13 protein-coding genes are annotated in these 15,606 nt (G+C 41.7%); 4 read left to right on the top strand and 9 right to left on the bottom strand.

The window, feature by feature from the left end:
• The first annotated feature begins 2 nt into the window (after positions 1 to 2).
• On the top strand, positions 3 to 1,331 hold the full coding sequence (locus I6E11_RS06810) for a TolC family protein (protein ID WP_235337247.1): 1,329 nt from the start codon (positions 3 to 5) through the stop codon (positions 1,329 to 1,331).
• A 157-nt stretch (positions 1,332 to 1,488) separates the two neighbouring features.
• Here the strand turns inward: I6E11_RS06810 and I6E11_RS06805 are convergent, their stop codons facing one another.
• The 5 genes from I6E11_RS06805 to I6E11_RS06785 all read right to left on the bottom strand — a co-directional run bounded on the left by I6E11_RS06805 (position 1,489) and on the right by I6E11_RS06785 (position 6,826).
• A complete protein-coding gene (locus tag I6E11_RS06805; RefSeq protein WP_235337246.1) occupies positions 1,489 to 2,301 on the bottom strand; it encodes a DUF4890 domain-containing protein in 813 nt (270 codons plus the stop codon).
• Between the two features lie 129 nt (positions 2,302 to 2,430).
• Positions 2,431 to 3,270: a CvfB family protein gene (locus I6E11_RS06800; RefSeq protein ID WP_235337245.1), complete on the bottom strand. Its 840-nt coding sequence runs from the start codon at positions 3,268 to 3,270 to the stop codon at positions 2,431 to 2,433.
• 40 nt (positions 3,271 to 3,310) lie between these two features.
• Positions 3,311 to 3,961 carry an ABC transporter ATP-binding protein gene (locus tag I6E11_RS06795; RefSeq protein WP_204390702.1) on the bottom strand — a complete coding sequence of 217 codons (651 nt, stop codon included), beginning with the start codon at positions 3,959 to 3,961 and terminating at the stop codon, positions 3,311 to 3,313.
• A gap of 13 nt (positions 3,962 to 3,974) precedes the next feature.
• Positions 3,975 to 4,700: a tRNA threonylcarbamoyladenosine dehydratase gene (locus tag I6E11_RS06790; RefSeq protein WP_154044301.1), complete on the bottom strand. Its 726-nt coding sequence runs from the start codon at positions 4,698 to 4,700 to the stop codon at positions 3,975 to 3,977.
• Positions 4,679 to 6,826, bottom strand: a complete 2,148-nt coding sequence (locus I6E11_RS06785; RefSeq protein ID WP_235337244.1) for a cation:proton antiporter — start codon at positions 6,824 to 6,826, stop codon at positions 4,679 to 4,681. Before I6E11_RS06785 ends, I6E11_RS06790 begins: the two co-directional genes overlap by 22 nt.
• A 181-nt stretch (positions 6,827 to 7,007) precedes the next feature.
• On the opposite strand from I6E11_RS06785, the gene I6E11_RS06780 reads away from it, so the two are divergent.
• The 3 genes from I6E11_RS06780 (at position 7,008) to I6E11_RS06770 (ending at position 9,383) form a co-directional block, all read left to right on the top strand.
• Positions 7,008 to 8,018, top strand: coding sequence for an aspartate-semialdehyde dehydrogenase (locus tag I6E11_RS06780; RefSeq protein ID WP_204401907.1), 1,011 nt, complete (start codon positions 7,008 to 7,010; stop codon positions 8,016 to 8,018).
• 511 nt (positions 8,019 to 8,529) lie between these two features.
• Positions 8,530 to 8,787, top strand: coding sequence for a LysO family transporter (locus I6E11_RS06775; protein WP_394800111.1), 258 nt, complete (start codon positions 8,530 to 8,532; stop codon positions 8,785 to 8,787).
• The gene (locus tag I6E11_RS06770; RefSeq protein ID WP_235337242.1) at positions 8,784 to 9,383 is read left to right on the top strand and encodes a LysO family transporter; all 600 of its coding nucleotides are present in this window, start codon (positions 8,784 to 8,786) and stop codon (positions 9,381 to 9,383) included. Before I6E11_RS06775 ends, I6E11_RS06770 begins: the two co-directional genes overlap by 4 nt.
• A gap of 62 nt (positions 9,384 to 9,445) precedes the next feature.
• Here I6E11_RS06770 and I6E11_RS06765 read toward each other — a convergent pair whose 3' ends face one another.
• The 4 genes from I6E11_RS06765 to I6E11_RS06750 all read right to left on the bottom strand — a co-directional run bounded on the left by I6E11_RS06765 (position 9,446) and on the right by I6E11_RS06750 (position 15,605).
• The gene (locus I6E11_RS06765; protein ID WP_235337241.1) at positions 9,446 to 11,482 is read right to left on the bottom strand and encodes a M13 family metallopeptidase; all 2,037 of its coding nucleotides are present in this window, start codon (positions 11,480 to 11,482) and stop codon (positions 9,446 to 9,448) included.
• Between the two features lie 60 nt (positions 11,483 to 11,542).
• Positions 11,543 to 13,486, bottom strand: coding sequence for a ribosomal protection-like ABC-F family protein (gene abc-f, locus I6E11_RS06760; protein ID WP_235337239.1), 1,944 nt, complete (start codon positions 13,484 to 13,486; stop codon positions 11,543 to 11,545).
• A 365-nt stretch (positions 13,487 to 13,851) separates the two neighbouring features.
• Positions 13,852 to 15,123, bottom strand: a complete 1,272-nt coding sequence (locus I6E11_RS06755) for an adenylosuccinate synthase (protein WP_235337237.1) — start codon at positions 15,121 to 15,123, stop codon at positions 13,852 to 13,854.
• 23 nt (positions 15,124 to 15,146) lie between these two features.
• Complete coding sequence (locus tag I6E11_RS06750) at positions 15,147 to 15,605, bottom strand: Fur family transcriptional regulator (RefSeq protein WP_235337235.1); 459 nt, start codon at positions 15,603 to 15,605, stop codon at positions 15,147 to 15,149.
• Position 15,606: the final 1 nt, after the last annotated feature.

Raw genomic sequence — 15,606 nt, 5'->3', positions numbered from 1 at the left:
AAATGAATAACAGAATAATAACCACCTCAGCACTTATGATTCTGCTTTCTGCCAATGTCTATGCACAGGAAAAATGGAACTTGGAGAAATGTATCACACACGCCATAGAAAATAACCTTAGCATAAAGCAGCAGGAAGCATCGAAAGAACAAAGTGCAGTAGAACTTAACACTGCCAAATGGAGCAGACTACCCGACTTGAACGGTGGAGCATCACACTCATTCAATTTCGGACGAAGCCTGCAGGCTGACAATACATACAAAAGCCTGAATACTCAAAACACGGCATTCAATCTGAATACCAGTATTCCACTTTTCACAGGTCTGAAAATAACCCATAATATCGCTCTTGCAAAATTAAATCTGCAAGCCGCAACAGAAGATTTGAATAAGGCAAAGGAAGATATAAGCATACAGGTAGCCTCAGCCTATCTTCAAGTGCTGTTCAACGATGAACTTGCCCAGGTGGCACATGTACAAGTGGATTTAAGCAAGGAGATGCTGGCACAGAAAGAAGCATATTTCAAGACAGGAAAAGCATCGGAAGCCGAATGGCTTGAAGCTAAGTCAAGAGTGGCGCAGGACCAGCTTTCTGCAGTACAGGCCGACAATAACTATAAGTTGGCATTACTTGATTTAAGCCAGCTGCTCGAATTGCCTTCTCCTGACAATTTTTCTATCGAAATTCCCCAAGCCGATATGGAAGAATATATGAGCAGTATAACCTCTCCCACTGATATCTATAATCAGGCTGTACTGTTCAAACCTTCCATCAAAGCAGCACAATACCGTCTGGAAGGAGCTGCAAGATCTGTCAAGATAGCTAAAAGTGCTTATTATCCGCAACTCAGTTTCGGGGCCGGTCTTAGTACAAACTACTACAAAGTAGCCGGTATGGACAATCCTGTGTTCGGTTCCCAATTAAGGGATAACTTCAGCCAATACTTTGGATTCCAATTGAATATTCCTATATTCAACCGTTTCAGTACAAGAAACCAGGTAAGAAGTGCACGCATACAGCAGAACACATTAAATTGGCAACTAGAGGACAGCAAAAAAGCTCTATACAAGGAAATTCAGCAGGCATATTATAACGCCATTGGTGCTGAAAGCAGATACCAGAGTAGCCTTACGGCCGACCAGGCCGCAGAAGCTTCTTTCAATCTGATGAAAGAAAAATATGCAGAAGGCAAAGCCAACGCTACAGAGTATAACGAAAGCCGTACAAGCTGGATGAAAGCCATATCCGAAAGGCTTCAGGCAAAATACGACTATATATTCAGAACAAAGATACTTGATTTTTATAAGGGAGTACCATTGACTCTGAAATAAAAACAATATACCCAAAACAGAAAAACGACAATACCTGACAGTCACCAACTGATACAGTATTGTCGTTTTTTATATCCTTAAACTTTTACCTTACAAAAAAACAATACGATTTATAAAAGAGAGATATGTATATTATGAAAAAACTATTGCTTCTGATTTAAATTTCACGTATTGACTTACGTGTAGAACTCCTGTCAATACGTTCATTGATCTTTATTGTCTCACTCTTTCTTTTATCGCGATGTTCGTATCTGTCATGCTTATCATAGTCATGTTTAGGCGGACGCGACACAGAAGGAGGTACAGGTTTTGACGGGCGGACAGGTTTTGCAGGTGGAACCGGTCTTTGTGGAGGACACACCGGTCTTGGAGGTCTTACCGAAGGATTTGGTCGGCCGAAATCATGGGGTCTGTACTCCGGTCTGCACTGATAATTTCCGGCATACACCTTATGGTTGTAATGCTTTCCGAAGTTCTTTTTATAATAACTCACTCCACCATAAAACTTACGTCCATGTGCTCCTCTGTATGAGTAGTAACGTACCGGCAATCCATAATAGAAGAAACGCCTGTCGGGATACACCTTATATATACGCACATAGCATACATTATTCACTGCATATATAGGTCTGAAGAAATAATCTATAGACATAAACTTCACGTATGCCGAACTTGACAGAATCCATCGTAGGTCGTCGTTTCGTTCGTCAAGAAATCTGTAGTAAGCATCCATAGCACGGGCATCGGCGCGCGATAAAGCCGAGACATACGGATCAACATTATTGAAAAAATCAAAATTGATCTCATACAAATCATTATACTGACGCTGGTTCAACTTCAGTTCGAAAGCCATTCTGTCTGTCAGGAAACGGGCATTCACTCTTACATCGCCCAAATCAAAGGCACTGGCAGGCAATACAAACATAAAAGCTGCGACTGCCATAAGCATTAAACAAATTCTTCTCTTCATAATCTTACTGTTTTTAATTTCCTGATACAAAAATAGGAGGATAAAAATCCCCCTACAACAGAATATTCCCAAACGTTTTTAGGAAAGTTCCTACAGCATATAGAATAAACCCTATATACACAAATATCATTAAGCCAGACGTATTCCCTGTTCGCCTTCAAGCACTATGAGACGTTTCTTGTACAGGTCGCCTACCGCTTTCTTGAAAGTCTTCTTGCTTACACCGAAGGTACTGTAAATCACGTCTGCCTCTGTCTTGTCGTTCAAAGGTGTAGAGCCACCATTGCTGCGTATATATTCCAGAAGAGTGTCAGCAAAATCTTCTACCTTCTTCACTCCCCCTTTCTGAAGTTCAAGGTCTATCTTTCCGTCCGGACGAACCTGCTTGATATAAGCGGTCATCTTCATGCCTGTACGCACATCGGTAAATATTTCATTCTTGAAAATCATTCCTCCGAACTTGTTGTCAACTATCACCTTAAATCCAAGGTCTGTTTTCTGCCATACAAGTACTTCCACTTCATCGCCCGCATTGTATTCCGGCATATCTTTTGAAAGATACTTCTCAACTTTTGCTGACGCCACAATACGATAACTGTCCTCGTCAAGATGTACATGCACCACATACGAGTTTCCTTTCAGCATTTTCATCTTCTGCTCGCGAAAAGGTACAAACAAGTCCTTCATCAATCCCCAGTCTAGAAATGCCCCATACTGATTCACCCATGCCACTTCAAGACACGCAAACTCGCCGACCTTAACGTATGGCTGCAAAGTTGTAGCTATCAGACGTTCGTCCATATCGAGATAAATAAACACATTCAGTACGTCACCAGGCTTGCATCCCTGAGGAACATAACGTGTAGGCAACAATATTTCTCCATCTTCGCTACCATCAAGGTAAACCCCGAAATCTACTTCCTTTACGACTTCCAGAAGGTTATATTCTCCCAATTTAATATGACTCATAATTATATATAGTTGTTAGTTGTTGGTTTATAGTTGTTGGTTAAACAATCCTTCCATCCAGCATGTGAATAGTCCGGTCAGTCTGGCCGGCAAGTCCTTCATCATGAGTTACTATTACGAAAGTCTGCCCCAGCTTATCGCGCAATTCAAAGAACAGATTGTGCAGTTCCTCCTTATTCTTAGTGTCAAGGCTTCCCGAAGGTTCATCAGCCAACACTACAGCCGGATTGTTTATCAAAGCCCTTGCCACAGCCACACGCTGTTTCTCTCCACCCGAGAGTTCTGCCGGCTTATGTGATGCACGGTCTGACAATCCTAAAAAGTTCAGCATTTCAAGTGCCTGCTTGCGAGCATCTGTAGCTGAAACTCCTTTAATCAAGGCAGGAATAGTGACATTCTCCAATGCAGTAAACTCAGGCAGCAACTGATGAAACTGAAAAACGAAACCTATCTCCTTATTCCTGAACGCAGACAGTTCTTTCTCTTTCATGCGGCTTACGTCAGTACCGTTTATAATTACCCTACCCGAATCAGCTCTGTCAAGAGTGCCTATTATCTGAAGAAGCGTGGTTTTTCCCGCTCCACTCGGTCCTACAATACTCACGACCTCACCTTTATCAATATTCAAGTCTATACCTTTCAACACCTGAAGTTGTCCAAAACTTTTCGTTATTCCTTCTATCTCTATCATATCTCAGGAATGTTTAGATTCTCTTTATCACATATTCAGCCAGATAACACCCGAACACCGCCGGCATATAGCTCACAGTGCCTGTAGTCGATTTTTTATTCTGCTCGTCATCTACCAATACGACGGCATTCGTATCTGCTTGCTCTGTACTGAACACCACCGGCAATTTCCGCTTCATCCCCATTTTCTGCAAACGTTTTCTCACAGCCTTGCTAAGTCCGCAATGGTAAGTCTCCCATAAATCGGCAAATCTGACCTGCGTAATATCACTCTTGGCACCTGCCCCCATGCTGCTGACTATCTTTAGCCCTCGCTTCAAAGCATTATATATAAGATAACATTTCGGAGCCACGGTGTCAATGGCGTCAACAACAAAATCAAACCTTTCACTGTCCAGCAACTCCGTAATAGCTTCATCCTTCAAATATACAGGCAATACATCCAATCGTATATCGGGATTAATATCGCGAAAACGTGTGGCAAGCACATCTGCCTTGTATTGCCCCAACGTGGAATGAAGTGCCGGAAGCTGACGGTTAATATTGGTAGGCTGCACGGTATCGGCATCTACTATAGTCATGTGCCCTATGCCTGCACGGCACAACATCTCGGCAGCATACGCCCCTACTCCTCCCAAACCTACCACCAGTACATGGGCACGGCGTAACCGCTCCGTTTTTTCTCTTCCCAGCAACAGTTCCGTGCGCTGCTGCCAATTTACGAATTCTTTTTGAACCATTTATAAATCCAATTACCTACTTTATCATAATATTGCGTCTCTGCCCATCCGTGCGGGTCGGAGAAAGAAAGACTCTCGTTAGGATCGCCTTTTTGTTCAGGATAGAGCAGCATGATGCTGTTGTTATTGAAATATTTGGAGACCTGCGTCGGAAGTTTCTCGAAAGAAGAATCGTAAGAAATAGACCCGCACCTCGCACTTACAATAACCAGCAGATGGTCGTAATTAACCTGCCCGGTCAACAACAACAAGTCTTCCCAATTCTCAAGTTCGGAATAAACGGTGCGCGTGTCCTTGAATTTCTTTTGTATAAAACCGCTGATGTATCCCAAAGTACGCAAAGGAGCATAAAAATGCACCCTGCACCCAAGCTGGCTGCTCAAACGGCACATATATGTTATCCATCTGGTAAAACCGTGCTCGAACTCGGCTTTTGGAGGCACCGCCACAATTATTCGGCGCAACGTATTGACAGGTATCAGGAAACGCACAATCATCACTTGCAAATATGTATTCTTCAACAAATTCTCTGTCATGTTACCGAAAAAAGAGTCAACGATGCTCGCCTTATAATGCAAACCTATGATAATGTCAGTCGCATCACATTCCTTTGCCGTATGAAGAATGCCTGTTGTTATGTTCAAATCAAAACGGCTAACAGTCTTCATCCGCACATTGGTTGACGCTGCTATCTGGGCCGCCCGCTCCAAGTTACGCTTGCTTCGCATTTCCTGCTTCACCGAATCGTTGTTGTCGTTGATGACACTAAGCGCAACCAAATTGTCGCTTATCTTTTCGTTGCGCAAGACCAACGCCAAACTCATCAAGCTTTCCAAAGTTTCCGGATTAGCTATAGGAACCAGGAAACGCTCTTTTTCATGCTCTTTGCCTTCATCCAAGCCTACATCGTCGCTCGTGGCAATCTGCTTGGCCGTGTGTTCGGTAATGAACGAACTGACAACACATGTCACCAATATAAGCAAAATCGTCCCGTTCAACACATCTTCGTTCAACAGCCGCTCACCGGAGGGAAGGATAATGTCGTAACCCACCAATACCGCCGCCAGAGTGGCCGCCGCCTGCGCGTTGCTCAGCCCGAACATCAACTCACGCTCCACGGCACGCATCCGGAAAATCTTCTGAGTCAACCACGAAGCTATCCATTTCCCGACCAATGCCACCACAATCATCACAGAAGCTACCTTTATAGAATCTATATGCCCGAACAACACGTTTACGTTTATCAGCATGCCGACACCTATAAGGAAATAAGGGATGAACAACGCGTTACCCACAAACTCCAAATGATTCATCAGCGGTGACACGTGAGGAATCAAACGGTTCAATACCAATCCGGCCAAGAACGCTCCCAATATACCTTCCATGCCAACGATTTCCATCAGTCCGGCACCAAGGAACACCATCGCCATGACAAAAATATATTGCACCACATTGTCACTATAACGGCGGAAGAACCAGCGGGCTATAGGCGGGAAAGTGTACATAATGATGGCTCCAAGCACTAACACTTTCAACACCAGCCATACCCAGAACATATCCGAAGTCTCGCCTTTATACAGGCCGCCGATGACTGCCAACACAAGCAAAGTAAGGGTATCTGTCACCGCCGTACCCCCTACCGCGATACCTACAGCCCGATGGCGGTTTATGCCGTAACGGATGACAATGGGGTAAGCGATAAGAGTATGCGACGCATACATACTGGCAAGCAATACCGAAGAGACGACTCCATAGCCCAAGATGTTTACATTGGTCCAAAAACCGATGCCCAACGGAATGACGAAGGCCAACAACCCCAATACCATCGCTTTTCCACGTATGCTCTTGAAGTCCTCCATATTCATTTCCAGACCGGCAAGGAACATGATATAATACAGTCCTACTTTCCCGAACAGTTCAAAGCTGCTGTCGCGCGCCAGGATATTAAATCCATGCTCACCGATAACGACTCCGGCCAATATCATTCCTATGATGTGCGGAATATGCAGTTTTTCTAAGATAATAGGAGCAAGCAATATGATTACCAGCACCAAAAAGAAAATCCACGTCGGGTCTGTTATGGGGAAATGAAAATCAAGGTCTAGTAAATTGAGCAAATCTGTCATAAATTCGTATCGTAATTTTTCATTTATTGAACAAAAATAGAAAAAAAATTCCGAGTTTCAATATTTATCAGTCAGAATGTTTTATTTTTGCAGTCTAAATAATAACAAACGATACAATACGACTAAAATTTACGAATATATAATAGTTAGGGAAATATTAACTTAATAGATTTATAAAGACATGAAAGTAGCAATTGTTGGTGCGAGCGGAGCCGTAGGACAAGAGTTCCTGAGAGTGCTCGAAGAAAGAGATTTTCCTTTAGATGAATTAGTTTTGTTCGGTTCCTCACGTAGTGCAGGACGAAAATACACATTCCGTGGAAAAGAAATAGAAGTCAAACTTCTGCAGCACAACGATGATTTTAAGGGTGTTGACATAGCCTTTACCTCCGCCGGAGCCGGTACTTCGAAAGAATTTGCGGAAACAATAACCAAGTACGGAGCTGTCATGATAGACAATTCCAGTGCTTTCCGTATGGATAACGATATTCCACTGGTAGTTCCGGAAGTCAATGCCGCAGATGCATTAGACCGCCCACGTGGCATTATAGCAAATCCAAACTGCACAACCATACAGATGGTTGTGGCACTAAAAGCCATAGAAAACCTTACACATATAAAACGCGTCCACGTATCAACATACCAGGCTGCCAGCGGTGCAGGTGCAGCAGCTATGGACGAACTTTACGAACAGTATCGTCAGGTATTGGCCAACGAGCCTGTAACAGTTGAAAAATTCGCTTATCAGCTAGCATTCAACCTCATCCCTCAGATTGACGTATTCACTGAAAACGGTTATACTAAGGAAGAAATGAAGATGTACAACGAAACACGTAAAATCATGCACTCAGACGTTAAGGTAAGTGCAACTTGTGTTCGTGTTCCTGCCCTTCGTTCACACTCAGAAAGCATCTGGATTGAAACAGAACGTCCAGTATCAGTAGAAGAAGCTCGCGAAGCATTCTCAAAGGGCGAAGGACTTGTTCTGATGGATAATCCTGCCGAAAAAGAATACCCTATGCCTTTGTTCCTAGCCGGCAAAGACCCTGTTTATGTGGGACGTATACGTAAGGATTTGGCAGACGAAAACGGTCTTACATTCTGGATTGTAGGCGACCAGATAAAGAAAGGTGCTGCACTTAACGCAGTTCAGATTGCTGAATATCTTATCAAAGTAAAAAACATTGGATAATTCTTCAACAGTAATATTTAATTAGACAAAAAACGGAGATTCCTAACCTATTGGGATCTCCGTTTTTTTATATATAAAAACACAACAAAGTAATCATAAAAAAATGACCTGACGTTTTACATAAAATGTCCTGTCGTTTTGATTAAAACGTCTTGACGTTTTATTCAAAAATCGTACACCTTGAATTATGGGCATAAAAAAAGGAGTACCGCTGTACTCCAACCTTTATTAACCTTAAATCTAATACTATGAAAAACACAGTGCAAAGGTAATGACTTTTATTGAATCTGCAAATATTATATCACCATAATCATGTTTTATAACATGATTTACATACTATACACTTTTATTAAACAATCATACCTGATTTTAAACATTTATTTAATCTGGATAAAAACAGCTGTAAAATCACCAATCGGCAAGATATATAAAATAATATGACTACTTTTGCCGAACAATAATATAAACCAAACATTTTAATAAAGAATATATGTTTACCGTCATACTCCTTATGTTAGCCGGAATTCTTACCGGATACTCCATAAAGAAAAAAATACCATTTATAAGCAAAGCCATTACGGTTCTGATATGGGTATTACTCTACATTTTGGGAACAGAAGTGGGAAGTAACAAACAGATAACCGAAGGCATTGCAAATCTGGGATTAGATGCAGCCATCATTACAGTATTCGCCGTGACCGGAAGTTGTATTGCAGCGTGGGCTTTGTGGTATGCCTTATACAAAAGCAAAAAGGGAGGCAAAATATGAAAGGAAGTTTGATTATAGTAGGTTTCTTCATCTTGGGATGCCTTTCAGGGTTATTTAATATAGTTCCCGGTGAGGAATGCTCCGACATCAGTTTCTATGCATTATGCGCACTTATGTTTTGTGTAGGTCTTAGCATTGGTAACGATTCACAAACCATCAAGAACTTCCGTTCGCTAAATCCAAGACTGGTAATGCTACCCATAATGACAATTGTTGGAACTTTGGCAGGCACAGCACTGGCCAGTATTGTTGTTCCAAACAGAAGCATAGCCGAATGTATGGCAGTGGGAAGCGGATTCGGATATTACTCTCTATCCAGTATTTTTATAACAGAATATAAAGGAGCAGAGTTGGGAACTATAGCTTTATTGTCAAACATTATGAGAGAAATAATTACACTTGTGGCGGCTCCGGTACTGGTTAAGATTTTCGGCAATCTTGCCCCGATATCATCAGGAGGCGCAACTACTATGGACACCACATTGCCCATCATCACCCGATACAGCGGTCAAGAGTTCGTAGTTATTTCAATCTTTCATGGATTTGTTGTAGATTTCAGCGTACCATTCCTGGTTACATTTTTCTGCTCTATATAACATAAAAAATCCGTTTGCGGCCATACAACCACAAACGGATTTTTTATGCTATAGGCAAATATTTACCAAACTCTACAACGGTTTTCAGGTGCCAGATACATAGAATCCTTTTCAGTAATTCCGAATGCTTCGTACCATGCATCTACGTGTGGAAGAGCACCGTTCACACGCCATTCGCCAAGTGAGTGAGGGTCCGACTTAGTACGAGAACGAATTTCTTCTTCACGGATATTGCCTGCCCAAAGTGTTGCATAAGCAATGAAGAAACGCTGGTCGGCTGTAAATCCGTCTTCTTCAGGAAGAGGATTGTTCTTAGTAGCATTCTTGAATGCAAGATAAGAAACATTCAAGCCTCCGTGGTCGGCAATGTTTTCACCCAAAGTCAGCTGTCCGTTAGCTTTCAATCCAGGAAGAACTTCAATGTTGTTGAAGAAGTCAACCATAACTTTTGTACGTTCATTGAAACGGTCGCCGTCACCTTCTGCCCACCAGTCTTTCAGATTACCGTCCTTGTCGTACTGACGTCCCTGGTCATCGAATCCGTGAGTCATTTCATGACCGATTACCACACCGATAGCACCATAGTTGAAAGCATCATCAGCATTCATATCGAAGAACGGATACTGAAGAATAGCAGCAGGGAAACAGATTTCGTTTGTCTGAGGATTGTAATAAGCATTTACAGTCTGAGGACTCATCAGCCATTCATCCTTGTCTACCGGCTTACCGATACGACTGAACATATCTTTTGTACCCCACTGTGCAGCACGGCATACGTTTGCCCAGTATGAATCTTTCTCAATGTTGAGATCTGAATAATCTTTCCATTTGTCAGGGTAACCTACTTTTACGTGGAATGTAGAAAGTTTTTCCATAGCTCTCACCTTAGTGCTGTCGCTCATCCATTCCTGAGCCTGGATACGTTCGCCAAGTGCTGTCTGCAGGTTCTTAACCAATGTCACCATACGTTCTTTGGCTGCTGCAGGGAAGTATTTCTCTACATACATCTGTCCAACTATCTCGCCCAACATTCCGTTCACAGAGTTTACGGCACGTTTCCAGCGTGGCTGGTTTGCCTGACGTCCAGACAATACCTTGCCATAAAAATCGAATCTTGCAGCTACGAAATCATCGCTAAGATAGCTGGCTGCAGCATCAAGAAGATTATACTGCAGATAAGAGATATGACGTGAAAGAGGCAAAGTGTTTATAAGTTTTTCCACTTCCTTGATAGGCTCTATCTGCTCTACATTAAGTTCTGTCACACCTTCTACTCCCAAAGCCTTGAGATAAGCATCCCAGTCTATGCCAGGGAATGTCTTCTTCAGTTCATCGTATGACATTTTATGGTAGTTAGCCTCTGGATTACGGCGTTCTACAGCACTGTAAGAAGCTTTTGCAATAGCAGTTTCCACTTCCATTACGTCAGCCATCTTCTGCTTAGCCTCATCTTCTGAGAAACCAGCCAATGTGAAAAGCTTAGTGATATACAGTTTGTACTGTTCACGGATAGCGGTTGTACTTTCGTCAGTATCAAGATAGTATTCCTTTTCTCCAAGGTTAATACCTCCCTGCGCAATCTGGAAAATATTCAAAGTGCTGTTCTTCGGGTCACCGTAAACATAATTGCTGAAATATGTACCGATACCGTTATTGAACATTTCTGCCTTAATCTGCATTATCTGGTTCTTGTCTGATATTGCAGCTATTCTGTCAAGCATTGGTTTGATAGGAGTTATACCGTCTGCATTAAGCTTAACGCTATCCATTGCAAGATTATACAAATCTCCAATCTTCTGTCCCTGACTTCCTGCAGGATTTTCTTTTGAAGCAAATCCTGCAATCATTTCCTTCAGCTGTTTCTGATTGTCCTCGATTAGCATTTCGAATGCACCATAGCGAGAATATTCTGCTGTAAGCGGATGAGAATCGTTAAAACCACCACATGCAAAACGGAAGAAATCGTTTCCCGGAACTGCTGTTGTGTCAAGGTTGGCAAGGTTTATACCTGTACTAACCTTTGCTTCTTTCTGGCCGGCACATCCGGACAGTGCGGCCACAGCCAATGCTGCAAAAGCAATACAATGTTTAGTTTTCATAAATTGATATTATTTAGTTTGTTAGTTTTTAAGTTTATGAGTTTGCAAGAAGCCCCGCTGTTATGAATTAAGTTCCTCTATTTCCATCAGAGCTGCTTCCCACTCCTCCTCTATCTGCGAAATCTGATTCTTCAGTTCCTGATGCTGCTCATAAAGTTTCATATCTGCAGCACCCTCGGGAGTTGCCATTTTCTCTTCCAACTGCGATATCTGTATTTCAATCTTTGATATTCTGTCTTCACAATCGGCTGCATGTTTCTCTAGTTTCTTGATTTTCTTGTTCAATTCCTTTTGGGCTTCATAAGAGAGCTTGCTTTCCGACTGAACCGTCTGCTGTACATCTTTTTTCTGCGATGAAGCTGTTGGCGACTGTGAGAGATGTAGTTCATTAAGGCTTTCCATCTTCTTTTTCTGAAGGAAATCGTATATACCTCCTATATGTTCTTTCACCAGTCCACCACCAAACTCATACACTTTGGTTACAAGTCCGTCCAGAAACTCACGGTCGTGAGACACCACAATCACTGTTCCGTCGAACTCCTTGATTGCTTCTTTCAGTACATCCTTAGAGCGCATGTCCAGATGATTGGTAGGTTCGTCCAGTATAAGGAAGTTTACTGGTTCAAGCAAAAGTTTTATCATTGCCAGACGGCTACGCTCTCCTCCCGAAAGCACTTTAACTTTTTTGTCGGATGCTTCACCACCAAACATAAATGCTCCCAGAATATCACGTATTTTCAAACGGATATCACCTTTTGCCACTCGGTCTATAGTATCGAATACAGTCAGATTCTCGTCAAGCAACTGTGCCTGGTTCTGTGCAAAATACCCTATCTGCACGTTGTGCCCTATCACCAATTTGCCTTCATAAGGAATCTGATCCATTATACACTTCACCAATGTAGACTTACCTTCACCGTTCTTTCCCACAAAGGCTACCTTTTCGCCTCTGTTTATCGTAAGTGTAACATCATGGAACACCACATGATTACCATATGCTTTCTTTACATTCTCGCATATCACAGGATAGTTTCCCGAACGAATGGCAGGAGGGAATTTAAGTCTCAAAGAAGAAGTATCCTCATCGTCTATTTCAATAGGGACAATCTTTTCAAGCTGCTTTATACGGCTCTGAACCTGAACGGCCTTGGTTGCCTTATACCTGAATCGTTCGATAAAATCTTCGGTATCCTTTATCTCCTTCTGTTGGTTTTCGTAAGCACGAAGCTGCTGTTCACGACGTTCCTTACGCAATATCATGAATTCATCATACGGCACCTTATAATCGTAAATGTGTCCGCATGAAATCTCTATAGTTCTGTTGGTAACATTATTGATAAAAGCACGGTCATGGCTGACAAGTACCACTGCTCCAGGACTCATCTTCAGGAAGTTTTCAAGCCACTGTATACTCTCTATGTCAAGGTGGTTTGTAGGCTCGTCAAGTAAAAGGACATCCGGACGGCGCAAAAGCAACTTGGCAAGTTCAATACGCATTCTCCAGCCACCGCTGAACTCTGATGTAGGTCTGTCAAAATCTGTTCTTGAAAATCCCAATCCGGTGAGCGTACGTTCAATCTCAGCCTTATAGTTTGTTCCACCCATCATAGTGAATCTCTCATTTTCATGAGTGAAACGGTCTATAAGTTCATGGTAGCTTTCAGAATCGTAATCCGTCCTGTCGGCAAGTTCCTGGTTCATTTTTGTGATACTATCCTGTAACTCAAAAATATGTTCAAAAGCCATTTCAGCCTCTGCCATTACTGTCTTGGTATCACTCAACACCATAACCTGAGGCAGATATCCTATTGTAATGCCACGCTGAACCGCCACCACGCCTTCCGTGGGCGACTGCAATCCTGCAAGAATTTTAAGCATTGTAGATTTTCCTGCACCATTCTTGCCTACTAAAGCTATACGGTCCTTTTTATTTATCACGTAAGATACATCCTCAAACAGAGGAGTAACTCCAAACTCAACTTTTAATCCTTCTACTGAAATCATTCTCTACATATTGATTTACAAAGTGTCGGCAAAGTTACTATTTTTACATTAAACAGGAATTATCGGTTAACAAGATTTTATAATGAATACAAAAAATAAGAGACGCTCTCAATCACAGAGAACGCCTCCCTACTGAAGGATTAAATTTAAGAGAGAGATAGTAATTAATAATTTGTCTCCACAAATATATATTAAAATAAACAATTGCAAAAATTTTAAAGAGATTTCTTTCAAAATAAAAGAAAAAAGTCCATAATTTAAATATTTATCCACTAAATAAACAGTTTGGCTTACGAAAAAACAAAAGCCGTCGGTTTCCATTCCGTTATGGAAACCGACGGCTCAAAAAACTATAATCTCGAAAATTATTCTTCTGTATATCTTTCGATAGTCTGTGCACGGTCAGGACCTACAGAAACAATCTTGATAGGAGTACCAAGCTGTTCTTCAAGGAACGAGATGTAAGCATTGAATTCTTCAGGGAATTCATCTTCACTTGTCATCTTAGTCATATCTGTTTTCCATCCCGGCATCTCAACATAAACAGGTTCTACACCTTCGTTGATATCGTATGGGAAGTAGTCTATTTCTTCGCCATTCACCTTATAAGCTACACAAGCCTTGATTGTTTCAAATCCATCAAGAACATCGCTCTTCATAAGGATAAGCTGTGTAACACCATTGACCATGATAGAGTAACGCAAAGCAACAAGGTCAATCCATCCACAACGACGTTCACGACCTGTAACTGCACCATATTCATGACCCAAATCACGGATTTTCTTTCCTGTTTCATCAAATAATTCAGTTGGGAAAGGACCAGAACCTACGCGTGTACAGTAAGCTTTCATAATACCGTAAACTTCACCAATTTTGTTTGGGCCAAGTCCAAGACCAGTACAAGCACCTGCACAAATAGTATTAGAAGAAGTAACAAACGGATAAGAACCAAAGTCAACGTCAAGCATAGTTCCCTGAGCACCTTCACAAAGTACGCTCTTGCCTTCTTTAAGGAGATTATTTATTTCATGCTCGCTATCTACAAGGTTGAACTGACGGAGGTATTCAATTCCTTCCATCCACTGCTTTTCCAGTTCAGTGATGTCATATTCATAATTAAGACTCTTCAGGATCTGTTCGTGACGAGCTTTTGCTGCGGCATATTTAGTTTCGAAATTATTCAATATATCGCCTACACGCAAACCGTTACGGCTAACTTTGTCTGTATATGTAGGACCGATACCTTTACCTGTGGTACCAACTTTTGATGCACCCTTTGCAGCTTCGTATGCAGCATCCAGAATACGATGTGTAGGCAATATAAGATGCGCTTTCTTGGAAATGTGCAAACGTTCCTTTAAAGGATGTCCACTAGCTTCAAGAGCCTCTGCCTCTGCCTTGAACAATGCTGGATCAAGTACCACACCATTACCGATAATATTTACTTTGTCGCCCTGGAAAATTCCTGACGGAATAGAACGGAGAACATACTTCTGTCCTTCAAATTCCAGAGTATGACCTGCGTTTGGACCACCCTGAAAACGCGCAACTACATCATAACGTGGAGTCAAAACATCGACAACTTTACCTTTTCCTTCGTCGCCCCACTGTAAACCTAACAAGACATCTACTTTCATGATAGTTATATTTAAAATAGTTTTTATTTATTCTTTTTTCGTTTTGCCACACATTTATTGCACAATCCGTAAATATATAGCGAATAATGTGTAGCCTGGAAACCTTTCAATTTACTTTGCACAATGGCCTGCTTCAGATTTTCATCCTCGAACTCGGAAACCTTTCCACACACAGTACATATCATGTGATGATGAGTTTCATTATTGTACGAACGTTCATACTGGGATGTATTTCCGAATTGATGTTTGATTACCAGACCGGCATCTATGAGGAGAATAATGGTATTATACAAGGTAGCACGACTGACACGGAACTTTTCTTTCTCTTCCATGTACTGTAAAAGAGTCTCGATATTAAAGTGCCCCTTTATAGAATATATAGAATCTAGTATAGCATATCGCTCGGGCGTCTTCCGATGTCCGTTCTTTTGAAGATACTCTGTGAGTACCTGTTTTACTGTATCTTTTATTCTATCTGCCATT

The sequence above is a fragment of the Bacteroides caecigallinarum genome, from assembly GCF_021531075.1.
GTDB lineage: Bacteria > Bacteroidota > Bacteroidia > Bacteroidales > Bacteroidaceae > Phocaeicola > Phocaeicola caecigallinarum_B.
Note: the sequence above shows the minus strand (reverse complement) of the source record. Positions and strands in the feature narration are given on the sequence as shown.

Coding starts and splice junctions, on each gene's coding strand:
- I6E11_RS06765 (WP_235337241.1), bottom strand. CDS start 11,482: ATGAAAACTAAACATTGTATTGCTTTTGCAGCATTGGCTGTGGCCGCA.
- I6E11_RS06770 (WP_235337242.1), top strand. CDS start 8,784: ATGAAAGGAAGTTTGATTATAGTAGGTTTCTTCATCTTGGGATGCCTT.
- I6E11_RS06790 (WP_154044301.1), bottom strand. CDS start 4,700: ATGGTTCAAAAAGAATTCGTAAATTGGCAGCAGCGCACGGAACTGTTG.
- I6E11_RS06780 (WP_204401907.1), top strand. CDS start 7,008: ATGAAAGTAGCAATTGTTGGTGCGAGCGGAGCCGTAGGACAAGAGTTC.
- I6E11_RS06785 (WP_235337244.1), bottom strand. CDS start 6,826: ATGACAGATTTGCTCAATTTACTAGACCTTGATTTTCATTTCCCCATA.
- I6E11_RS06795 (WP_204390702.1), bottom strand. CDS start 3,961: ATGATAGAGATAGAAGGAATAACGAAAAGTTTTGGACAACTTCAGGTG.
- I6E11_RS06805 (WP_235337246.1), bottom strand. CDS start 2,301: ATGAAGAGAAGAATTTGTTTAATGCTTATGGCAGTCGCAGCTTTTATG.
- I6E11_RS06750 (WP_235337235.1), bottom strand. CDS start 15,605: ATGGCAGATAGAATAAAAGATACAGTAAAACAGGTACTCACAGAGTAT.
- I6E11_RS06775 (WP_394800111.1), top strand. CDS start 8,530: ATGTTAGCCGGAATTCTTACCGGATACTCCATAAAGAAAAAAATACCA.
- I6E11_RS06810 (WP_235337247.1), top strand. CDS start 3: ATGAATAACAGAATAATAACCACCTCAGCACTTATGATTCTGCTTTCT.
- abc-f (WP_235337239.1), bottom strand. CDS start 13,486: ATGATTTCAGTAGAAGGATTAAAAGTTGAGTTTGGAGTTACTCCTCTG.
- I6E11_RS06755 (WP_235337237.1), bottom strand. CDS start 15,123: ATGAAAGTAGATGTCTTGTTAGGTTTACAGTGGGGCGACGAAGGAAAA.
- I6E11_RS06800 (WP_235337245.1), bottom strand. CDS start 3,270: ATGAGTCATATTAAATTGGGAGAATATAACCTTCTGGAAGTCGTAAAG.